Annotated in this window: 24 protein-coding genes; all 24 read right to left on the bottom strand. The window is 31.6% G+C overall.

The window, feature by feature from the left end:
- Window positions 1-691: NAD(P)-dependent oxidoreductase (locus HOG88_RS07530; protein ID WP_295004806.1), on the bottom strand; the 691-nt coding region annotated here is incomplete at its 3' end.
- A 3-nt stretch (window positions 692-694) separates the two neighbouring features.
- Window positions 695-1495 (bottom strand): glycosyltransferase family 2 protein, encoded by an 801-nt coding sequence (locus HOG88_RS07525; RefSeq protein WP_295004804.1) that lies wholly within the window; start codon window positions 1493-1495, stop codon window positions 695-697.
- A gap of 1 nt (window position 1496) precedes the next feature.
- Window positions 1497-2402 (bottom strand): NAD(P)-dependent oxidoreductase, encoded by a 906-nt coding sequence (locus tag HOG88_RS07520; protein ID WP_295004802.1) that lies wholly within the window; start codon window positions 2400-2402, stop codon window positions 1497-1499.
- Window positions 2392-2799: a WxcM-like domain-containing protein gene (locus tag HOG88_RS07515; protein WP_295004800.1), complete on the bottom strand. Its 408-nt coding sequence runs from the start codon at window positions 2797-2799 to the stop codon at window positions 2392-2394. The genes HOG88_RS07520 and HOG88_RS07515 overlap by 11 nt, the downstream gene beginning before the upstream one ends.
- Entirely contained in the window at window positions 2787-3887 is a 1101-nt protein-coding gene (gene rfbG / locus HOG88_RS07510) for a CDP-glucose 4,6-dehydratase (RefSeq protein ID WP_295004798.1), read from the bottom strand. Before rfbG ends, HOG88_RS07515 begins: the two co-directional genes overlap by 13 nt.
- On the bottom strand, window positions 3887-4666 hold the full coding sequence (rfbF, locus tag HOG88_RS07505; RefSeq protein WP_295004796.1) for a glucose-1-phosphate cytidylyltransferase: 780 nt from the start codon (window positions 4664-4666) through the stop codon (window positions 3887-3889). Before rfbF ends, rfbG begins: the two co-directional genes overlap by 1 nt.
- A 2-nt stretch (window positions 4667-4668) precedes the next feature.
- A complete protein-coding gene (rfbB, locus tag HOG88_RS07500; RefSeq protein ID WP_295004794.1) occupies window positions 4669-5703 on the bottom strand; it encodes a dTDP-glucose 4,6-dehydratase in 1035 nt (344 codons plus the stop codon).
- Window positions 5700-6455: an NAD-dependent epimerase/dehydratase family protein gene (locus HOG88_RS07495; RefSeq protein WP_295004792.1), complete on the bottom strand. Its 756-nt coding sequence runs from the start codon at window positions 6453-6455 to the stop codon at window positions 5700-5702. Before HOG88_RS07495 ends, rfbB begins: the two co-directional genes overlap by 4 nt.
- Complete coding sequence (gene rfbC, locus HOG88_RS07490; protein ID WP_295004790.1) at window positions 6448-7023, bottom strand: dTDP-4-dehydrorhamnose 3,5-epimerase; 576 nt, start codon at window positions 7021-7023, stop codon at window positions 6448-6450. Before rfbC ends, HOG88_RS07495 begins: the two co-directional genes overlap by 8 nt.
- On the bottom strand, window positions 7010-7906 hold the full coding sequence (gene rfbA / locus HOG88_RS07485) for a glucose-1-phosphate thymidylyltransferase RfbA (protein ID WP_295004788.1): 897 nt from the start codon (window positions 7904-7906) through the stop codon (window positions 7010-7012). The genes rfbC and rfbA overlap by 14 nt, the downstream gene beginning before the upstream one ends.
- Before the next feature lie 52 nt (window positions 7907-7958).
- Window positions 7959-8945 (bottom strand): hypothetical protein, encoded by a 987-nt coding sequence (locus HOG88_RS07480; RefSeq protein WP_295004786.1) that lies wholly within the window; start codon window positions 8943-8945, stop codon window positions 7959-7961.
- Window positions 8930-9517, bottom strand: a complete 588-nt coding sequence (locus HOG88_RS07475) for an acyltransferase (RefSeq protein WP_295004784.1) — start codon at window positions 9515-9517, stop codon at window positions 8930-8932. The genes HOG88_RS07480 and HOG88_RS07475 overlap by 16 nt, the downstream gene beginning before the upstream one ends.
- The gene (locus HOG88_RS07470; RefSeq protein ID WP_295004782.1) at window positions 9514-10164 is read right to left on the bottom strand and encodes a CatB-related O-acetyltransferase; all 651 of its coding nucleotides are present in this window, start codon (window positions 10162-10164) and stop codon (window positions 9514-9516) included. Before HOG88_RS07470 ends, HOG88_RS07475 begins: the two co-directional genes overlap by 4 nt.
- Complete coding sequence (locus tag HOG88_RS07465; protein WP_295004781.1) at window positions 10157-11998, bottom strand: hypothetical protein; 1842 nt, start codon at window positions 11996-11998, stop codon at window positions 10157-10159. Before HOG88_RS07465 ends, HOG88_RS07470 begins: the two co-directional genes overlap by 8 nt.
- Complete coding sequence (locus tag HOG88_RS07460; protein WP_295004779.1) at window positions 11995-13491, bottom strand: oligosaccharide flippase family protein; 1497 nt, start codon at window positions 13489-13491, stop codon at window positions 11995-11997. The genes HOG88_RS07465 and HOG88_RS07460 overlap by 4 nt, the downstream gene beginning before the upstream one ends.
- A 9-nt stretch (window positions 13492-13500) precedes the next feature.
- Complete coding sequence (locus HOG88_RS07455; RefSeq protein ID WP_295004777.1) at window positions 13501-14037, bottom strand: DapH/DapD/GlmU-related protein; 537 nt, start codon at window positions 14035-14037, stop codon at window positions 13501-13503.
- Window positions 14038-14045: 8 nt separating this feature from the next.
- A complete protein-coding gene (locus HOG88_RS07450) occupies window positions 14046-14816 on the bottom strand; it encodes an oxidoreductase (protein ID WP_295004775.1) in 771 nt (256 codons plus the stop codon).
- Window positions 14809-15510, bottom strand: a complete 702-nt coding sequence (locus HOG88_RS07445; protein ID WP_295004773.1) for an acylneuraminate cytidylyltransferase family protein — start codon at window positions 15508-15510, stop codon at window positions 14809-14811. The genes HOG88_RS07450 and HOG88_RS07445 overlap by 8 nt, the downstream gene beginning before the upstream one ends.
- Window positions 15507-16415 carry a Gfo/Idh/MocA family protein gene (locus HOG88_RS07440; RefSeq protein ID WP_295004771.1) on the bottom strand — a complete coding sequence of 303 codons (909 nt, stop codon included), beginning with the start codon at window positions 16413-16415 and terminating at the stop codon, window positions 15507-15509. The genes HOG88_RS07445 and HOG88_RS07440 overlap by 4 nt, the downstream gene beginning before the upstream one ends.
- Entirely contained in the window at window positions 16416-17462 is a 1047-nt protein-coding gene (locus HOG88_RS07435; protein WP_295004769.1) for a nucleotidyltransferase family protein, read from the bottom strand.
- Entirely contained in the window at window positions 17455-18627 is a 1173-nt protein-coding gene (gene neuC / locus HOG88_RS07430; RefSeq protein ID WP_295004767.1) for a UDP-N-acetylglucosamine 2-epimerase, read from the bottom strand. Before neuC ends, HOG88_RS07435 begins: the two co-directional genes overlap by 8 nt.
- Window positions 18624-19625, bottom strand: a complete 1002-nt coding sequence (gene neuB, locus HOG88_RS07425) for an N-acetylneuraminate synthase (protein WP_295004765.1) — start codon at window positions 19623-19625, stop codon at window positions 18624-18626. The genes neuC and neuB overlap by 4 nt, the downstream gene beginning before the upstream one ends.
- Window positions 19622-20197, bottom strand: coding sequence for a NeuD/PglB/VioB family sugar acetyltransferase (locus HOG88_RS07420; protein WP_295004763.1), 576 nt, complete (start codon window positions 20195-20197; stop codon window positions 19622-19624). Before HOG88_RS07420 ends, neuB begins: the two co-directional genes overlap by 4 nt.
- Window positions 20197-21339: a LegC family aminotransferase gene (locus HOG88_RS07415; protein ID WP_295004761.1), complete on the bottom strand. Its 1143-nt coding sequence runs from the start codon at window positions 21337-21339 to the stop codon at window positions 20197-20199. The genes HOG88_RS07420 and HOG88_RS07415 overlap by 1 nt, the downstream gene beginning before the upstream one ends.

The following is a 21339-nucleotide window of genomic DNA, read 5'->3' as shown; positions in this document are numbered from 1 at the left end:
CTTTTAAATCTACCCCTCTATAGTACAAAAAGTCTAAAAGAGATTTGATGGAAACGCCATTACCCGTTCCAACATTTAGCACTTTTACTTTTCTATCTAAAAGCTGAGTGTATATCTCTACAACATCATCAATATGAATAAAATCTCTAATTGCATTTCCACCGTTAACAATTGTAATCTCTTCACTATTTTTAACAGCACTTAAAATTTTACTTATTACTGAAAACTTGTCATCAGCACCATACATGTTGAAAATTCTTGTTATCGTAAAATCAATCTCTTTTTGTGTACAAAACTTTTCTATAAGTTTTTCATTTGCTGCTTTGAGAGATGAATGTAAGTTGAGAGGTTTCACTTCATCCTCTTCACTGCAGAGTATATTGTTCCCATATACTGAGCTACTACTTGTGTAGATAATTTTATTAATATCACTCTCTTTAAAGTAATCTAGCACTAATGAGGTAGTTACAATAGCATTTGAAATGTACTCACTACTATTATTTAAGTTATTCAGCTGCGTTGAAGATTGAAAGTTGTTAAATATTATATTTATCTTTTGATTTTTGTATTTTGACAACAGCTCACAATCTTCTTGTATAGCTCTTGCAGATATCAGAATGGTCTTAGTTATTTTAGAGTCTAATTGTTTCGATAAATTACTCTCTTTCCCAATAATAAGCGTTGTAATCATATGCTAAGCTCTCTTCAAGTTTTTAATTATAATTTTAATTAGATTAAATAATGTGCTAAAAAAATAGTGTCGCAAAGGTATCTCTCTTTGTAAAAGTAGTAAAGACAACAGATAAAGAGTCTTTCTGTACCCTATATCACTATTTCTATTTGATATCGAAGCAGTGTGAACCCTATAGTTTAGTAATATTTCTTCTAATAAAATCACTTTTTTACCATTATATATAGACTCCATCCATAGCTTCCAATCTTCCATCGCCACTAAATTTTTATCTTCATTAAATCTAATTTGTTTGTCAGTTTTCATAAGAACCGAGTTAATATTTATATTATTTGTGTAGTAAATAACACTCTTATTGCTTAGCAAGTATTTAAGCTTATTAAAAACTCTTTGATTTTGGAACTTACCTGTAATATCAGAATTTTTGTCTATGATATTTGCTAGTGTATGAACAATATCACAATCACTGTTTCGAAAAACCTCTAACTGCTTTTCCAGTTTTTTTTCTAACCAAACGTCATCGGAGTCTAAAAAAGCTACATATTCACCTTGAGAAATATCTAAACCTACATTTCTAGGATGAGCTGGACCACCCATATTGATATCTAAATGAACAGCCTTTACTCTTTTGTCTTTTTTTACAAAATTATTTATAATTGAAGAAGAGTTGTCCGTAGAGTTGTGATTTATTAGTAAGAGTTCAAAAATTTGATAGGTCTGATTTAAAACAGAGTCAATTGTCTCCTCCAAATAGAGTTCGGCATTATATATTGGGATTATTATGCTAATTAATGGTTCTTGCATACTAATCTCTCTCTTCTATATATCTTACCAAACCATCAACTATTGAGACTTTTGCAGAGTATTTCAACTCTTCTTGAGAACTAGATACATCTGCACAAGCTTTTATAGTATCGACTTTTCTACTTTGATTTACACCCCAGGATATATTCGCTTTTTTGTTTGTAATATTTTCTATATATTTGACTAGTTCTCTTATGGAAATACAATCTCCAGTTCCAACATCATAATCAATTTTAGAAATTGTTAAATTTTCAAAATTCTCTATAAGGTTACGGCAAAATTCTACAATGTCGTCTATATGAATAAAATCTAATATCTGTTTCCCATCACTCATACAAATAGGAGTAACTGAACCCAAAGAGTCCATTGCGTAATCAATAATTTTTTTAGAACCATTTTTCTTGCCATATACTGTAAATAAAATAGCATTAACAAATTTGAAAGCATTTTTTTTTGAATAATACTCAATCATATATCTTGCCGAAGTTTTTGTTGCGGAGTAAAAATAAGTTGGACTAAATTCATTATTAATGTGATGGTGCTCGGAAAACGAACCCGTATTAACAAATAATTTCACTTTGCAATTTTCTAATGCGATAAGTAAATTAGATGTAAATATTATATTTGATTCTATTAATTTTGTCACGTCTTTTGGTTCATCGGAACTAGTCGAGTATGCCGCTAAATGAACGACGATTTCTGGTGAGAATTCTTCAATATTAGATTTAAACTCCACTAAATCATCATAGAGTATATATGTAACCAAGTCTTTAAACAGCTCTTTCGCCTTATGTACATCTCTTACCACTAATGCTATTTCAATATTTTCTTGTGTAATCAGTTTATTTACTAAAGCAGAACCAACATATCCAGTTCCACCCGTTATGAGAAGCTTTTTACCACTCATATTTAATCTCGCCAATATCTAAACTTATAGCCTCACTTGGGTCATGCTCGATAGAGGCTAAATTTAATAATATACTATTTTCATTCACTCCTCTAAACGCAACCCATAAACCTGCTTTTACAGTAAGTCTTTGATAATTATTTTGGGATATTTTTACACTAAAGAACTCTTGTACTTTATCATCATACACTACAAATTCTATTTCACCCACTGGAATAACCAAGTTTAATGTCATCCGAGTATGTTGCTTCCAACCCTTAATATCATTTTTATGTATTGTTGAAAAATAAGCTTCTCCAAATCCATCAAAGCCATCATCACTCTTTTTCATTGCATGAAATATATCACCCTTTGGATTGTAGATCTGCTTAAGAGGGGTTAAAGTTACTCCGTCCATACCAACTCTTTAGATTTAGCCATATTTTCATATTCACTAATTTGCTCTAATGTTTTATCGAAAATATTTTTATCAGAGTTGTAAAAATCATAATACCACTCACTAGTAAACCTAATAGTGTCTTTATATTCTAAATTTGCCTGCCATTTCATAAAAAACAGAGCTTTGTCACAGTTTAGTTTTAACAATCCCGCTTCATGAAATGGTATGTTATCCGTTATGCTAAAGGCCTCGTTAACATTTGTAAAGTGCCAATAAGCACTTAAATCTTCAAGCAGTTGTTTTACTGTATGATTTTGTTCCGCACGAGGACCAAAATTGAAAGCTTCCCCATGCAAACTATCTTTCACATACAACTCTTGTCCTAAATTCAAATAACCGCTTAATGGCTCAAGCACATGTTGCCAAGGTCTTGTAGCATCTGGACTTCTTATCTCTACACTCTTCTTTTCACTCCAAGCTTCCATACAATCAACAACAATTCTATCTTGAGCCCAATCACCACCACCAATAACATTACCAGCACGCCCTATGGCTAATTTAATATTTGAATCTTTATTTTTTAAAAATGAATGATAGTAAGATTTTATTATTAGTTCAGCCGCACCCTTTGAACCACTATAAATATCTTTTCCACCCATCTTGTCATCTTCTTTGTAACCCCAAACCTGCTCAACATTGTCATAAGCTTTATCACTTGTAATAATTATCGCACTACATTTATGATTTGACGTCTTAAGAGCCTCGAGTATATTTGCAGTTCCCATTACATTAGAAGATATAGTTTCAATAGGATCGTTATATGAAGTCGACACTATTGGCTGTGCTGCTAAATGAAATAAAAATTCAGGTTCTTCACTTGAAATAATTTCAATCATTTTAGATAAATCTCGTATGTCTTCTTGATAGTGTTTAATTTTATTTTCTAACATCAACTCTTCAAACATAGATGGATTGGTAGGGATATCCTTAGAAATTCCCACCACTTCTGCTCCCAACTTTAACAACCATGTAGTAAGCCATGTTCCTTTGAAACCTGTATGCCCTGTAACTAAAACTTTTTTGTCTCTATAAATATTATTAAACATTATTGATTCCAAACCTTCCATGGAGCTTTGTTTTTATTCCAAAGTTCATTTAAATCATTTTTATCTTTTAAGCTATCCATTGGCTTCCAAAATCCCTCATGTTTAAATGTAAATATTTCTCCATCTGTAGCTAATTTTTGCAAAGGGCTCTGCTCGAATACTATGCAATCATCATCAGAAATATAATCAAACACTTTAGGCTCGCAAACAAAAAAGCCTGCATTTATCCAGCCGCCATCACCTTTTGGTTTTTCTAAAAAATGCGTCACTTGATTATTGGCCTCAATATTTAAGGCGCCAAATCTACCATCTGGTTGAGCAGATGTCATAGTCATGGCTTTTCCATGAGATTTATGAAACCTAACTAATTCTTCTATGTTAATGTCTGAAACACCATCCCCGTAAGTCAACATAAAAGGCTCGTCACCAATAAACTTTTGAGCTTTTTTAATTCTTCCACCCGTCATAGTATTTAATCCGGTATCCAAAAGTGTAACTTTCCATGGTTCACTAGAATTGTTCAGAATTTCCATCTTACCATTTGACATGTCAATAGTCACATCACTTTGATGTAAAAAATAGTTAGCAAAGAACTCTTTGATGTAGTAACCCTTGTAGCCAAGTAACACAACAAAATCATTGAATCCATATTGTGAATATGTTTTCATGATATGCCATAAAATTGGTTTGCCACCTATCTCAACCATTGGCTTAGGTCGTATATCTGTCTCTTCACTAAGTCTTGTTCCAAATCCGCCTGCTAGTAATAATACCTTCATATTTACAGCCTACCTTTCTTGTTGATTTTAATCTCATTTTTTTCTAAGTACCATTCAATAGTCTTAATAATCCCAGAGTCAAAGTTCTCCTTCGCTTTCCAGCCAAGTTCTGTTTCTAACTTTGTAGCATCTATTGCATAACGTCTATCATGCCCTGCTCTATCTTCTACGAAAGTTATAAGGTCTTTGTATGAAGTTTCTTTTGGAACTTTTTCATCAAGTATGGTACATATAGCATCTACTATTTGAAGATTTGTTCTTTCGTTTCTTCCACCGATGTTATATACGTTAGCCTCTTTACCTGTATGGTAAACTAAGTCTATACCTTTACAGTGATCAAGTACATATAACCAATCTCTAATGTTCTTACCATCTCCATAGATAGGAATAGATTCTCCTGCTAATGCTTTTCTTATGATAGTAGGGATAAGTTTCTCATCATGTTGTTTAGGGCCATAGTTGTTTGAACAGTTTGTTATGACTGTGTTCATTCCATAAGTCTCTTGGTAACTTCTAACTATCATATCGCTACTTGCTTTAGATGCTGAGTATGGAGAGTTTGGAGTGTATGGTGTTTCTTCTGTGAAGAGATCAGTCTCATTAAGAGTTCCGTATACTTCATCTGTTGAGATATGATGAAATCTACAACCGATATAGTTCTCTTTATAAGTAAATGGCTTATCCATCCAGTACTTCTGAGCAACATCTAAAAGAGTAAAAGTACCATTTATGTTTGTTTCAATAAATACACTAGGATTCTTAATAGAGTTATCTACATGAGACTCTGCTGCAAAGTGAATCACACCTTGAATGTCGTACTCGTTAAATATAAACTCTACGAGTTCACGGTTACAAATGTCACCTTTTATGAATTTGTATCTTGGATTGGATTCACACTCTTTTATGTTTTCTAAGTTTCCTGCATATGTTAATAGGTCTAGATTAATAAGATTGTACTCTGGATACTTTTCTAAGAAGTATGGTGCAAAATTTGAACCTATGAAGCCTGCAGTTCCTGTTAGTAGTATGTTCTTCATATCTGTTTTAATTTTCTCCAGTAATCTTTATATGTGATAAATAATTTTTCTTTAAATATATTCTTTTTCACTAAATATTTTGTATTATTTATATTTTCTTTAAACTCTTTAATATAGTCTACAACATCGCCTAAAGTTGTTTCATATATATTATCGGGCTCGATATATAATTCACAATTATTTTTACTACTTAATTTTTCTATAAATTCATTCACAATATCTTGAACATACACATAGTGCATCTCAATGCCTCGATCAAAAACATTTATATCTAAACCTTTTATACTATTGTAAATCCATGTTGATACAACCGAGTTGTAATTTGCTTTGCACTCTTCACCAAAAACATGGGGAAGTCTATATATAAAACAATTTATGTCATTCTCTCTCGAATATTCTTCAATCAATATTTCCGATTCTCTTTTTGTTCTTCCATACTCATTTTTAAGTAATTTGGCATGAATACTTGAAACATATAGAATGACAGTTTTTTTATTACCCTTCTTAAGTATTTCAAGAATTTCTTTAGTTAGTGTGACATTTGAACTTTTAAACTCTGTATCGCTACTTGTTGGTCTGACTTCTCCAGCTAGGTGATATATAAAATCACTTTTTAAAACTAACCCTTTTAAATCTGTTTTATCATTACTGCGTTTATACTCTAAAATATTAATTTGTGGGTTTAACTGAAGCTTACTAATGAAATTCTTACCTATAAAACCACCTGCACCAGTTACTAAAACATTAAGCATAATAATTCACTCCGTACTCAAAAATATCAATAGCTTCATTTAAAGTAGGTTGTGCTCTATCTTTTACAGAAAGATTAAGTTCACCATCTGGTATCGTCCAGTCTATGGATAAACTTTCATCATCAAAAGCAATACCCCTATCATTCTTCGGTGAATAATAATTATCAACCTTATACGCGAAAACAGTATCATCTTCAAGTACCACAAAACCGTGAGCAAATCCACGGGGTACTAAAAGTTGAAATTGGTTTTCATCATTTAATTCTACCGCTACATGCTGAGCAAATGTTGGTGAGTCTTTTCGAATATCTACCGCTACGTCTAAAACTCTACCTTTTATAACTCTTACTAATTTGGTTTGTGCAGAGGGATGGAGTTGATAGTGCAAACCCCTTAAAACACCACGAGAAGATTTAGATTCATTATCTTGAGTAAAGTTTATTTTGTATCCTAAAAAATCCTCAAGCTTATCTTCTCTAAAAGTCTCTATAAAGTAACCTCTATCATCTCCATGTCGTGTAGGTTTACAGATTATAATATCAGGAATATCCGTTCTAATAAATTCCATATATTTTCCCTTGTTTTGCTCTATCTAATAAGTACTGTCCATATTGATTTTTCTTGAGTGGTTCAGCTAGTTCTATAAGTTTCTCTTTCGTAATGTAACCCATCTCATATGCTATCTCTTCCAAACATGCTATTTTGAGAGCTTGTCTATTCTCTATGGTTTGAATAAACTGACTTGCTTCTATGAGAGACTCATGAGTTCCAGTATCTAACCAAGCATACCCTCGTCCCATAAGTTCAACCTTTAATCTTTGTTCATGTAAGTAATCTTGATTTAGAGTTGTTATCTCATATTCGCCACGATGAGAAAGTTTTACATTTTTAGCTTTTTGTATGACGTCATTTGGATAAAAATAAAGACCTATAACAGCATAATTTGATTTAGGATTTTCTGGTTTTTCTTCTATGCTTGTAACATTACCTTCAGTATCAAATTCGGCAACGCCATAGCGCTTGGGATCCTTAACATAGTAACCAAATACAGTTGCTTTGTTTTCATCTTGAACATTTCGAACCGACTTTGATAAAAGAGAGGTTAACCCATGTCCATAAAAAATGTTGTCTCCCAGTACAAGACACACATCGTCATCACCTATAAACTCTTCTCCTAAGACAAAAGCTTGAGCTAGTCCGTCAGGCGATGCTTGTGCAACATAAGAAAACTTCATTCCAATTTTCTCACCGCTTCCCAAAAGATCTTCAAATCTCGGTAAATCATGAGGAGTTGAGATTATAAGAACTTCTTTAATGCCTGCAAGCATCAAAACAGAAAGTGGATAATAAATCATAGGCTTATCGTAGATGGGAATCAGTTGTTTAGAGACACCCTGAGTAATAGGGTAAAGTCTTGTTCCACTTCCACCTGCTAGTATAATACCTTTCATCCAACTCTCCAATGCACTAAAGTAATATTATTTTACAATAAAATAGCTGATGTTACACTAATATATTTTTAATCCACGAGTCAATATGAAACTCATCAAATTTATTGTCTATATCTCGAGTCTTTTTAAAAAAATCTAACTCTAAATTTATGTTATTTCTATCAATATACATAATTGTATTAGGGTCGTAAAAACTTTCTTTTGTTATATTTTCATTAGTCGTTACTAACTTCAAATGCGCGCCAAGAGTTTCAAAAGTTCTCATAGTTAATCCATTTTGAATAGATAATTCTATATCCAAGACTGCACTTGACTCTTTATATGTTTCTATTATCTCATCGCTAGATACTGAGTAGGTTTTGAAATAGGGTAAATCATTAAGAGAGATAACTCTTGTCAAAAGTAGTCGGAACAGTGCCAACCTGGTTACAAATAAATGGTACTTGAAAACTAAATTATTTTTTTTGAAAAGCTTATCTATGTATTTAATGATTTTTAATCTATCACTATGATATGCTCCAAAAAAAACTAAGTCATATTTCTGTACTTTTTTTTCTTTCTGTAGTTCTCTATACTGTCGAGTATAAAACAGTGGTAAATAATCTAGGTTATATTTTTTTGCATCTATCATATCAAAGGTTTTCACACTATCAAAATATTTTATAAGAGCTAAGTAGTTGTTTTGTCGTGTTGAATCCCACTGGTACATCACAAACTCTGCGTTTGGCAACTTCAAACGTAGTGCTTCTAGCCATAAAGGAGATAGATACCCACCACGGATGACAAAAACTATCTCATACATATTTTCTTTTGTATCGTCTAAAATAGATTTTAAATATCTATTTCTCAAATAGTTTTCTAACATTGCGCTAAACTTGTTTGAAATTCTATAAAGAACGCTCTGTATCATTTCTGGATAAAAAGTAACATAAGAACCTTGAAACTCTAAAGACTTCACAATATCACTATGGTAATAATAAAATTTTGGGGCTATGAAAAGTATTTTTTTATTATTTAAATTCATTATACTTTTTTCCATATTTTATCTTTGAAATCATACTTCTTAATAACTCTAGCAGGTGATCCAACTGCGATGGAATAATCAGGTATATCGCTATTTACGACAGAGTTTGAGCCAATTACGGAGTGCTTACCAATTTTTGCACCAATGATAGAGACATTTTCGCCAATCCAGCTATTTTCTCCAATTATGACATTAGATTTAAAAAGAATTTTTTGATTTATTATTGGAGTATTTATATCCTCATAAGAATGTAAATTATCAGAAATATACACCTTATCTGCTATCAAAACATTTTTTTCTATCACAACCTCTTTGATAGCAACAATATGCGAAAATCTTCCAACAGTAACCCCTTCTTCTATTACTAATTTTGGTTCTTGATTATCTTGTTTTAAAGCCAACAACCAAGCTTGTGCACCAAAAGAAACATTGTCAGATAAACATATATACTGCTCTCCTTCAATAATATCAGGATTTATCATTGAGACTTTTTTACCAAATTTTTTAAAACCATTTCCAAACAAAAAGGCAAAAGCATGGCGTTTAATATATCTTTTTATTCTGTTATACGAACTAAATTTAATCATCCATTCCGTCCTAATTTTTCTAAAAACTCATCAGCTTGATTAAAAAGTAAAGACAATCCTACAATTTTTTCATCTAGCTCCCACCACTTCGATTTTAATAATAATTCTCTCAGTTTTTCATCAAATCTATACTTAATGTGTCTTGCTGGAACGCCAGCGACTACGCTATACGGTTCAACATTTTTTGTTACTACAGCTCCAGCACCAATCACAGCGCCAACACCAAGTGTTATACCAGCTTTTATCATAGCTCCTTGTCCAATCCATACATCAGAACCGATTGTTGTTTGAGGGGACAGCTCACCTTTGTAAGGAATAGTTGTAAAGAAAAAAGGTAAAGGCTGAGTGTTGTCATAAAAAATAGGACTTGTACTAATCAAATTCATTGGATGATTTGCCAACCCCACAGCTACATTACTAGCTATTGAGCAAAACTTTCCTATCTGTGCATTTACTATCTCCGTATTTTTTTGCACATAACTATAATCATCAATAGTGGAGTTTACTAATGTTACATTTGAAAATATAACGCTATGTTTACCGAGTTTGCTTTTATTATCTACAGAAGCATTGAAATATATCTTACTATCTGGAAACTTTCTTTTTTGCAAAAAAAACTTTATACTATTTTTCATCCATCTAATCATTATTTTTCTCTTGTTTAGGTTTATCTAACAATTCATATACAAATTTCAGATTTCTTTCTAAATTTTTACCATCCAGTGGCCCAATATACTTTTCCATAATCTTACGGTTTAAGAAAGGCTCATACCTTTTATGATTATTTTTAAAATCATAAAAAGCTTGAATCATGTCTTCCTTATCTGTTGCCGTAACCAATTCCGAATTATTATTAAAAGGAGGATCCATTATTTCAGTATCTTTTTTATAATAAACAACTGGAATACCTAAACAAGATGCCTCAAATAATGTTTGAGAATATATAGATATATAAAAATCTGTCCTTTCTAGTACATCTCTCATCGGTAAATTATCAATAATCTTTATATTTAACTCACCAAAGTATTTACTGATAAATTTTTGATACTGACTTTTATAACCATTAGGACGTACTTTAATAATTATATCTATTTCCGTACCCTGAATGATTACATTATTTAGAGCAGATACAATATCATACATAAAATCAAACTCTACCGCTACGTAAGAACTTAAATTTGTAGAGTTAAACCCTGATGCGCCAATTGTAACGGTAGGTTTTATTCTATTTACTTCTAAAGGCTTATCTGATGAACGATAGGCATCCATTCTAGAATCACCAAGAGTAACAATATTTTTATTACCTCTAAAATAGTTCTCTTTAATGCTTGTCGAGTAACTGTTTATATAGTTGGCATATCTACTATCATCAGAATAAGAACTTCCTAAAAATCCATTTATAATTAAATAACTTGGTATATTTCTAACCTTACAAACACAATCAAATAGAGTAGCGGCATGACCAATATTTGCTATTAAAATTTCCAAATCTACCTTATTCTTATTAAAATATAAAATAGAACTATCTAACGTTCTTAATATGTTTGGCAATGCGACAGCGATTCGATTTTCAATAATATTATATATTTGAATTGAAATATCACTACCATCATCTAGTATAAGTTTCTCATTTTTCCTTAGGCTCATTTCGTGTATCAGTGAGTCTGCCACTTTATCATACTTTTCAACTCTACCTCCAATGGGAACAAGTCGTTCCGAGAGATTTTCTCTTAGTTTAGAACCTCTTGAAAAATTTGTTAACAATACTCTTATATTATTATCTTCCCTTAAATGTGCTAATATCTTTTTCGTTGGATGATACTCTTGAATAAAAACCGTTTGAATATTGTTATTTGTAAATAAGTTATCTAAAAATGATCTTATTAATCCATAATAATAACTTACAATTTCTCTTGTTTTATATAAAAATGCTCGTAAACCACTAGGCCGAATTCTCTCATCCATCCACTTTTGAATAGGAAAATAAAATCCAATACTACTCTTTTCATCAATAATTTGTTCTACAAAAGGAATTTTAAGCCCATTCAGTATTTCAAGGATTACTTTGTCGGTAGTTGAAAGGTATAGTTTATCCATTTCAATTTTTTTTAAACAAGACAGGGATAAATAAAGTCTAATGTATGTCGTAAAATCATTCCAATACTCTAACCTTAATGCAAGTCCAAATGGGACATCTTTATAAACAAAAATATCATTGCCTGTCCTATCAAAATGCCAATTTTTAAAAAACTTGTAAATTAAAAAATTATTCTTCTGCATTCTATTTGAATCTACTATGTGGTCAATATAAAATACATTTCCACCTAAAATACTTATAGCTTTATGAAGCTCTAAGTCATATGTTAATACAAGATCAGTTTTTGAATTGTAATCATTATCTTCTTTCCAATAGGACATAGAGTCAATTATAAATATGTTTCTATACTTTGTATCTAAACCTGCAACAAAACCGTCAATCATTTTACTTTCGCCTTTAAATTGTTTAGTAAACCAAAAATTTCATCTCTATTCGTTGAAAATATATAGGGAACAAGCATTGTACCAACTAATACTAGAAAAGTATAGAAGATTCCTTTTGCTAAAAAAATCATAATACCGTTCTCTCCTATAAAAATCATTTGCGTACTCACAAAGGCCATTGCACAAAAAAACATAACTGAAAGTATTTGATGAGTTAAAAAGGGTAAAATATTTAAATTTAATAATTTAGCATTAAAATAGAGCTGAATATTTACAGAAATGATTTGAATTAGTACCATTTTCCATGCAAAACCAACAGCCCCTAACTCCATCATATATATAAAAATAAAAGTAAACATTAAGCCTATTAAGGCCGAAATTAATCCTATATTTCTATATAAAGCCGTCTTTTCCATAGCAAAAAAAAGTGAACCATTCAGTTGTCCATAAGTTTGATGAACCGGATAAAAAGCCATCACGACTAAAACGAAATAAGCATCTTGAAACTTTTCATCTGTAAAAATTCCTATTAAATTTTCACTTTCAAAAGATATAAAAACTCCAAAGTAGGCTGCAATTGCATATAGCATTGGAACATAGCGTTTAAAAAGTTTTTTTATCTTTTCTATCTCTTTTTTTTCATAAGCTTTAGAAAATTCTCTCGTTATTAAAGGAGTCATGGATCCAGTAAACAAAAAGCACATTGCCGCTATTGAGTAAGCCAATCCATAAAAACCTGTTTCCATCGAACCACTAACCTTTTGCAATAACCAGATATCAAACAGAGCAATAAGGATGGCAACGGTATTGAAAACGAGTAGTGGTGAAGAAAATTTAATAAACTCACTCGTTAATTGTTTATAGGCTAACTTAAACGTCACCATATTACTTGTGAAGATCTCTTTTTTAACAAATAAAACTGTGATAATCAAAATAAAAGAGACTAACGAGAGATAATGAAAATAAAAATAACTTGATAAATCAAATGTAAGATAATGAATAAAACAAATCAGTAAAAGTAAACTAAACGCTTTATGCAGTATTTTAATAACTTCAACTGAAACAGTAAGCGCGTAAGCATCCGATATTTTTACATATATTTGGGTTAACCATGTCAGAAAACCAAACCACAGTCCAAAATAAATATAATCAATCGGTATATTAGGCAGCAAGTTGTCACTATAGCCAAAAAAAATACCTAGATATATAAATGAATACAATAGAAGAAGAAGCAAAACCGAAAATAAAAAATAAAATGAGATAAGCTCTTTTCTTTCATGCTTAGCGGATAGTTTTGTAAAAAAAGCAGTGGAAGTTCCTGCATCAAAAAATGCAATAACTTGAGAAAAGGACTGTTGCAAATAGCTAAACTGTCCAAATGCAATAGGTCCCAAAGCTTTAGGAACAATGGCAATAAGAATTATATTAAAAATACCAGCAATAAAACTTGCTAGCAATTTTACAATGTATCTTTTTTTTAGACTATCTTCCATCAAAATACTTTATAGTTTTTTTATTAACTTAGCAGGATTTCCAGCAAATACAACTCTTGAAGGCACATTCTTAGTAACTATACTCCCTGCACCGACTACTGCATTTTCACCAATTGTTATTCCTGGCAAAATAATACTATTGGCACCAATCCAACAACCCTCTTCTAAATGAACGCTTTGTGCCATGTAGTGTCCCTGCTCCATGATGTTCTTATCTTCCATATCATAACGATGATTCGATACATAGATATGAACACCCGAACCTATCATTACATCGTTTTCTATAATAATTTGCCCATCATCACCCTCTCTTGGATCTGCAAAAAGCATTGTATTAGGTCTAATAATTACATTTGCACCTATGGAAATTTTTGAACATGTTATTGCATAAGCTCCTGCTCTAAACTCCGAGCTAGTAGAAAATGATTTGAATTTACTTTGCGATATTTTTTGCATCTGTGATTTAAAATATAGTTTCCAATGGGTAAATGGACAGTCTGGACCTAATCTATCAGAATTTATATCAAAGACTCTTTTTTTCAGCATCTCACTTATCACAGGCAGAACCCATCATCCACAATAATATTTTGCCCATTTACATACTTGCTCATGTCACTTAGCAAGTAAATCAAAGTTCCTTTTAAATCACTCTTATCCAACATCCCTTTGTTTAGACACTCTTCCTTATACTTTTGTAAAAAAGCTTCGGGTTGAGAGTCAAAGATACCGCCAGGACTTAAAGTATTTACTTTTATATTCATATTTTTAAAATATTTCGCCATATACTTCGTTAAATGAATTAATCCAGACTTGATAGCTGCATACTCCACAGGCATAGTCATAGGAGTATTTTCATATACTTCAAATTTAGGTGCAATCACTCCATATATTGAAGAAATATTTATAATGTTACCATAACCTTGTGTTTGAAAATACTTTGCAAACTGCTGAGATGTTGTGAAATAACCTCCAAGATTCAAGCCTAAGTTTTCTACAAAATCATCATATTCCACGTCAAAAAAATGTCTGGCATAATTTTTATTTCTAGGGTAAGCATTATTTACTAAAGCGTCTATTCTTTTATATCTTTCATCCAAATAATTAACACATCTTTGCAAAGACTCTTTAGAAGTTATATCTAGTTTTACAAAATCTATACTAGTTGTATTGAGTTCTTCAGATAAAGCATTTTTTACTTGATTACCTATTTTTTCATTTATATCTGCGATTATAGCTATGCCATCTTGCTCAACGACTGCTTTGACAAACTCTTTGCCAATAAGTCCTGCTCCACCAGTAATTACTACAACTTTATCTTTAAGCATTATTTTTCCTCATTAAAAACTCAACAAACTCATAGTCCAAAGGAGTGTCTATGTCTATAGACCTCTCTTCAGGCATTACGTAGAGTCCCGTTTTTTCCATAAAAAGAGATTTTATATTTAAGATAGCATCCCTTTTCCATATATAAATAGAAGCGTTCATATCGTAACTTTTTGGAGCATCTTGACGTCTAACAATGCTATTGTCAAACTCTTTTGAAAGATAAACTCTACCCTCTTCATTCACTTCAACTAAGTTAAAGTAAGGACTTCTTCTTCCTGGCATAGCGGTTATTAAATTGTCATTGTCATTAGCTAGAAACTGTTCAAAAGATTTTGTTATATCTTCAACAACTCTAAGAGGAGCCGTAGCGTCTAAGTCTATTAAATAATCATACTGTTTTTTATAATGCTCTTCACTTCGCACAAAAGTATCTTTAATTACATCAAGTTTACCGGCTGTGTCGCTTGCCATTTCAGTGCTACGTTTAAAAAAGACTTCCGCTCCGTATTCTTTAGCAATATTTGCAATATCATCAGAATCTGTACTAATCACAATATGATCAAATAGCTGAGATGCTTTTGCTTGCTCAATTGTGTAAGCAATAAGTGGTTTGCCATTAATCTCTTTAACATTTTTATTTTTAACGCCTTTACTTCCGCCTCTAGCACAAATTGTACATAATACTTTACTCATCTATTTTGCTCCTGAACTTTTGAGATAGTATCCATAACTTCCAATGCTTCAGAATAAGAACAGACACTTTCTTTTGTACCTAAAATTGATTTATGCATATTTTCAAACATACTGTTTCTCTCTAGATTACTACTACTGAAAACTTCTTCAACACCAAACTTATCTTTTTGTACAAGCTTATTGTTTATAAAATCTAGTTCATATGTAGTGTTGAAAGTATTTAACATAATTTTTCTATATGTTATTTTGCTAATATAGTCAATTGATAAATTCACTATGATGCCTCTATCTGTTTTGGCTATAAAAGTGCTTAAGTCATCTGAACTTATTTCTAAGTCAGAAACTTTCACTTGATAACTTTTTATCTCATTAATCTTTCCACATAACCATTGAGTATAATCTATTTCATGGCTCAAATCTAGTAGTACTCCACCACCCTCTTCTTTTTTTGCGCTATAAGAATCTCTATAATCACTCTGGGCTCTCCATGTTGGAAGATACTGCCCACAATTAACGTTTATATTTAAGATATTATCATCTTTTAAAAGTTTTTTAAGTGTTTGAAGAAGTGGATGAAACCGCAGAACATAACCAACATAAACTTGATTTTTTGTAATCTTTAAAATTTTTTGAGACTCAAAAAGTGGTTTTTCGCAAAATATGATTTTATCTGTAAGCATAGATTCTAAATATTTTAGTTGAGTGTAATGCTTGTTAGTTTCTGACGCAATTATAAAATAATCATAATCATTTAAATTTTGAATATCTTCTAAATTTTTAAATGTCCTCTTATTTGAAAGATATTGATTAGTAACAATATCTATCTGTTCAATATTTTCTAACTCTAAAAGAACTTCTTCATGTCTTTTTCCAATAGAGCCATAGCCAATTATTAAAATCTTCAATTAAAAAATCTCATGATATTCATTATTTGCTTTTTCATACTCTTCCATTCTTCCAATATCTAACCAATACTCACGAATAGGAAAAGAGATGCTCTTTAATTTCTCTTGAATCACTTTTTCAAACAGCGTTGGCATATCGTAAAACTCATCATCAGGAATATAATCTAAAACTTTTTCATTTAAGACATAAACACCACCACTCACAAAAAACTTATGAAGAGGTTTTTCTTCTATACTTAAGATATCCTTGTCATGAACATTTACAACGCCGTAAGGCACTTGAAAATCATATTCTCTTACTCCCATAGTTGCCACCGATACATTAGATATATGGTATTCCATCATTCTATCAAAATTTATATTTGTAAGTAAATCACCATTCATAACAAAAAAAGACTCATGAAGTTTGTCTCTTATTAGACTTAATGCTCCAGCTGTCCCCATTCTTTTATTTTCATGAATATACTCTATATTTACTCCAAATTCTGAACCATCTTTAAAATATTCTTCTATTATCTCTGATTTATAACTTACACAGAGTATGATGTTTGTAAATCCATACTTTTTAAAATTTTGTATTATCGTTTCTAAAATTGGTTTGTTACCAACTTTTAACATTGGTTTAGGAGTATGATCTGTTAACGGTCTTAGTCTAGTTCCTAATCCACCAACCATCAATACAACTTTATTACTCTTAGACTTTTGTCTTAAAAGCTCATCAACTTCTTCTATACCAACTAACTTTCCATCGTTATCTACCACAGGTATTTGATAGATTTTTTTACTAACAGCTATCTCTAAAATTTTTTCTTTAGTGTCTGCTATATTGCATACTGTTGGATTTTTAAAGATAATGCTTTCGATACTGTCACTTAAAGACAAATCGTTTAATAAGCCTCTTCTAATGTCTCCATCAGTCAAAGTACCCAATAGTTTTTCATTTTCATCTATAACAAGTGCTATTTGAATAGCACCTTTATCAATGACTTGTAAAGCTTCTATTATCGTTGATTTTGGAATTAATATCACTTTTTTATAATCAGTCATTTTCTACCTTTATATTATAAAAAGTCTTTTTGAGTATGTTTTCCAATTTAGCATTTTTTATAATGTTTTTTATTTTTTTACTCGCTCCACCATTCCCATAAGGATTGTCCACTTCTTGCAAAGTTTTAATAAATTCCTGTGAATACATTTTTTCAAAAGCATTTCTAATTGATTGTTTATCTGGCTTTGTGTTTATAACGCTATCAGCCATTATTCGTCCCTTTTGCCTATCGCCAATATTTAGAGTTCCTATCTTAAAAGATGGTGCTTCGATAAGTCCACTTGAACTATTGCCAACCATAACGTCTACATATTGCAGAGCGCTTAAGTATCTTAATTGACCCAAAGAAGTAAACGCGATAGATTTGTCGCCATTTACTCTAACGTAGTCGTCTATCATTCCATTAACAACTCTTCCATCGGTATCACTATTGGCTTTTGTAAAAATTATATTTGTATCTTCAAGTTCATCAATAGCGTCTAACAAATTTTGAAACTGCACTGAAACCGTTGAATTTTCAAGAGTTACAGGATGAAAAGTCACAATGGTATTTTTTTTATTTAACTTAAAATCTATTGATTTTTCAAACTCTTCTCGTGAAAGAAGCTTTAATTTTTTAATATTATCAATTCCAAGTCCACCAACATTATAAACACTATTTGGATGCTCACCCAGCTGAATAACTCTATTTTTATACTCGTCTGTAGCTGTAAAATGAAGATGACTCATTTTAGTAATAGAATGACGAATTGATTCATCAAACGCGCCCTCGGTAGTCTCACCGCCGTGAAGATGAGCAATTGGAATTCTAGCTATCATTGCTGAACTTACCGCGGAAAATATTTCATATCTATCGCCAAGAACCACTAATATATCAGGTTGTAATTCTTCATATGCTTCAGCAAAAGAAATTTGAGCAAGTCCCATCGACTTGGAAATACCAACAGATGTGTCAGAAGAAAGAAGCATTTCTATCTTTTTATCTATTCTAAAGTCTTTTTCTATCTCTTTGTAAGTCAATCCAAATTCAGGGCTTAAGTGCATTCCAGTAGCGATGATTTGAAGTTCTAACTCATCATCTGCTTCTATCTCCTTCATCAACCAATAAAGCAAACCATATTCTGCTCTTGTCCCTGTTACGACGCAGACTTTTCTTTTATTCATATCAATTCATCTTCAATGTAATCTTTACTCGCGAGAGTACCAATAATTTCATCCCATCGCATAGGATTGATACCATTCCCCGGTCTTTTAATGGCAAGATTGTCTTCGCTTAATATTTCACCTTTACCAATAGCTCTTTTTGCTACAATTGATTTTCTAACTATATGCATATTTGGAGTTTCACTCTTTGAAGGTTTTTTAATACTACTACCAAGAGCTAGTTCAATATTTCGAATCGTTTTTACCATCTCTTTAAGTTCATCAGGTTCTAATGAAGCTTTATGATCTGGACCTTCCATAGTTTTATCAAGTGTAAAATGTTTCTCTATACATGATGCCCCCATCGCAACAGCTGCTATATCAACTTCAATTCCTAAAGTATGGTCACTGTATCCAAACGCCACGTCAAAAGTGCTACCTATTGTCAACATTGCTTTTAGATTTACGTCTTCTATCGGCGTTGGGTACATAGTGTTTGCATGAAGCACGGTTATATTTGCCTTCGATGTTCCAGCTTCCGTCAAAACATCCATTGCATCTTCTATCTCGCCAATATCCGCCATACCCGTCGAGAGTATCACTTTTTTTCCAAGTTTACCAATATGTCTTAAATATGGAAGATTTGTAATTTCTCCACTTGGAATTTTAAAGATTTCTAAACCTAAGTCATTTAGAAGTTCTATGCTGTCATGATCAAATGGAGTTGAGAGAAACATTATATTTTTACTATTACAATAAGATATAAGTTCATGATGAGTATCTATATTAAGTTCAAGTTTTTTAAGCATATTAAACTGACTATCATCACCATCTCCTATATTTTCTTTTTGATATTGGGCTTTTTTTGCATTTTTTGAAACTAGATTTTTAGCTCTAAATGTTTGAAACTTCACGGCATTTACACCAGCATCAACTGCGACATCTATGAGTTTTTTAGCAAATTCTATGGAACCGTTATGATTAACCCCCGCTTCTGCGATTATAAATACTTGTTTCATTTTACAACGCTCCCCGCTTTTATAAAGTCATTCACTTCTATATACTCTTTTGAAGTGGCGTTACTTCCAAAAAATGTGTTTTCTTTGACAACAACGCCACCATTGACAATAGCCCCTGTGGAAACGTGACAATTATTCTCCACCACGCAATCGTGTTCAATTAAAGCTTTAGTATTTATTATACAGTTTTCACCTATTTGTGAAGAAGCGTTAACAAGTGCATGATGCATCACTATTGTGCCTTCATCAATTTTTGAATGATTGGAAACATAGGCCAACGGTGAAATGATTTTTGGCAAATTAAAATTTAAACCTTTTAATAAATTAAATAGTTTGACTCTTAAACTATTTGACTTAATATGGCCTACCGTTACTATCGCATTTGAGTATTTATCTCTTAGCTTTACTAAATCATCATCACACCCTATGACTTTATAACCTAACACATCACTTCCAAGTAGCTCTATTTTATCAATAATACCAGCGATAATATATTTATCCTCTTGTTCTATAACATCTATTACAGATTTACAGTGACCGCCACCACCTATAAGTAATATTTCTTCTTTCATTATACTATCACCGAACTCGAAATATTTACAACCCTATCTTCAAACCACTCTGAATTTGATAAATCCCCACATTGACAATCTTTAAACATTTCTAACTTATTCATAAGTCTCCAGATACATCGAGTCATGATGCCGTTGTCATTAGTGTATTTTAAAAAGCTATCTCGTGTTTTTCTGTCTTTTAGTATCACTGCGTTTAGCCAATAGTTTGAATTAGAATTTTCAGGTTCAGTTATGAACTGCATATCCAAATCTTTAAAAAAAGCTTCATACTCTTTTGCTAACTCTCTTTGTTTTTCTATAAATAAAGGAAGTTGTTCCATTTGAGCTACGCCAAGCGCCGCACTTAAGTTTGTAAGTCTATAGTTATAGCCTATCTCATCATGAACATATTCATAAGGGTCTGGAACTTTTGCAGTGGTTGTAATGTGCTTTGCTCGCGAAGCTAACTCTTTATCATCAGTCACTATCATACCACCACCACCAGTTGTAATGATTTTATTTCCATTAAAAGAGAAAACACCAACTTTACCAAAACTACCAGTATGTTTGCCTTTATAGTATGAACCAAGTGATTCAGCTGCGTCTTCAACAACACTGATGTTGTATTCATCACAAATACTGACTATCTCATCTATCTTACATGGATGACCAAAGGTGTGCATGGGAACACAAGCTTTAATAGTTTTTTTTGTGATTTTATTAATGCATTCGTTCACTTCATTCATAACGGTGAACTCTTCTAAAAACTCTTTTAGTTTTGAAGGAGATAAGCCTAAGGTTTCTTTATCAACATCTATAAATACAGGCTTTGCATTACAGTAACTTATGGCGTTTGCAGTAGCAATGAAAGTCAAAGGCTGAGTAATAACCTCACAAGACTTATCGACTCCAACTAACTTAAGCCCTATGTGTAGAGCCGATGTACCGTTTGATGTGGCAATAGCATACTTACAGCCTGAAAACTCAGCTATCATCGCTTCTAGTTGTGTTACATACTTTCCAACACTTGAAACGAAAGTAGAATCTATGGCTTCATTTACATATTTTTTTTCATTACCAATAAACCTTGGTTCATGTAGAGGTAAAAACTCTTTAGTGTTATAAAGTTCTTGTATAAAATCAACTACATTTTTATACAT

The sequence above is a fragment of the Sulfurimonas sp. genome, assembly GCF_018698455.1.
GTDB lineage: Bacteria > Campylobacterota > Campylobacteria > Campylobacterales > Sulfurimonadaceae > Sulfurimonas.
Note: the sequence above shows the minus strand (reverse complement) of the source record. Positions and strands in the feature narration are given on the sequence as shown.

What these genes read in the sequence shown, in the direction of transcription:
- HOG88_RS07525 (WP_295004804.1), bottom strand. Translation starts at nt 1,495, where the DNA reads ATGCAAGAACCATTAATTAGCATAATAATCCCAATATATAATGCCGAA.
- HOG88_RS07520 (WP_295004802.1), bottom strand. Translation starts at nt 2,402, where the DNA reads ATGAGTGGTAAAAAGCTTCTCATAACGGGTGGAACTGGATATGTTGGT.
- HOG88_RS07515 (WP_295004800.1), bottom strand. Translation starts at nt 2,799, where the DNA reads ATGGACGGAGTAACTTTAACCCCTCTTAAGCAGATCTACAATCCAAAG.
- rfbG (WP_295004798.1), bottom strand. Translation starts at nt 3,887, where the DNA reads ATGTTTAATAATATTTATAGAGACAAAAAAGTTTTAGTTACAGGGCAT.
- rfbF (WP_295004796.1), bottom strand. Translation starts at nt 4,666, where the DNA reads ATGAAGGTATTATTACTAGCAGGCGGATTTGGAACAAGACTTAGTGAA.
- rfbB (WP_295004794.1), bottom strand. Translation starts at nt 5,703, where the DNA reads ATGAAGAACATACTACTAACAGGAACTGCAGGCTTCATAGGTTCAAAT.
- HOG88_RS07495 (WP_295004792.1), bottom strand. Translation starts at nt 6,455, where the DNA reads ATGCTTAATGTTTTAGTAACTGGTGCAGGTGGTTTTATAGGTAAGAAT.
- rfbC (WP_295004790.1), bottom strand. Translation starts at nt 7,023, where the DNA reads ATGGAATTTATTAGAACGGATATTCCTGATATTATAATCTGTAAACCT.
- rfbA (WP_295004788.1), bottom strand. Translation starts at nt 7,906, where the DNA reads ATGAAAGGTATTATACTAGCAGGTGGAAGTGGAACAAGACTTTACCCT.
- HOG88_RS07480 (WP_295004786.1), bottom strand. Translation starts at nt 8,945, where the DNA reads ATGGAAAAAAGTATAATGAATTTAAATAATAAAAAAATACTTTTCATA.
- HOG88_RS07475 (WP_295004784.1), bottom strand. Translation starts at nt 9,517, where the DNA reads ATGATTAAATTTAGTTCGTATAACAGAATAAAAAGATATATTAAACGC.
- HOG88_RS07470 (WP_295004782.1), bottom strand. Translation starts at nt 10,164, where the DNA reads ATGATTAGATGGATGAAAAATAGTATAAAGTTTTTTTTGCAAAAAAGA.
- HOG88_RS07465 (WP_295004781.1), bottom strand. Translation starts at nt 11,998, where the DNA reads ATGATTGACGGTTTTGTTGCAGGTTTAGATACAAAGTATAGAAACATA.
- HOG88_RS07460 (WP_295004779.1), bottom strand. Translation starts at nt 13,491, where the DNA reads ATGGAAGATAGTCTAAAAAAAAGATACATTGTAAAATTGCTAGCAAGT.
- HOG88_RS07455 (WP_295004777.1), bottom strand. Translation starts at nt 14,037, where the DNA reads ATGCTGAAAAAAAGAGTCTTTGATATAAATTCTGATAGATTAGGTCCA.
- HOG88_RS07450 (WP_295004775.1), bottom strand. Translation starts at nt 14,816, where the DNA reads ATGCTTAAAGATAAAGTTGTAGTAATTACTGGTGGAGCAGGACTTATT.
- HOG88_RS07445 (WP_295004773.1), bottom strand. Translation starts at nt 15,510, where the DNA reads ATGAGTAAAGTATTATGTACAATTTGTGCTAGAGGCGGAAGTAAAGGC.
- HOG88_RS07435 (WP_295004769.1), bottom strand. Translation starts at nt 17,462, where the DNA reads ATGACTGATTATAAAAAAGTGATATTAATTCCAAAATCAACGATAATA.
- neuC (WP_295004767.1), bottom strand. Translation starts at nt 18,627, where the DNA reads ATGAATAAAAGAAAAGTCTGCGTCGTAACAGGGACAAGAGCAGAATAT.
- neuB (WP_295004765.1), bottom strand. Translation starts at nt 19,625, where the DNA reads ATGAAACAAGTATTTATAATCGCAGAAGCGGGGGTTAATCATAACGGT.
- HOG88_RS07420 (WP_295004763.1), bottom strand. Translation starts at nt 20,197, where the DNA reads ATGAAAGAAGAAATATTACTTATAGGTGGTGGCGGTCACTGTAAATCT.
- HOG88_RS07415 (WP_295004761.1), bottom strand. Translation starts at nt 21,339, where the DNA reads ATGTATAAAAATGTAGTTGATTTTATACAAGAACTTTATAACACTAAA.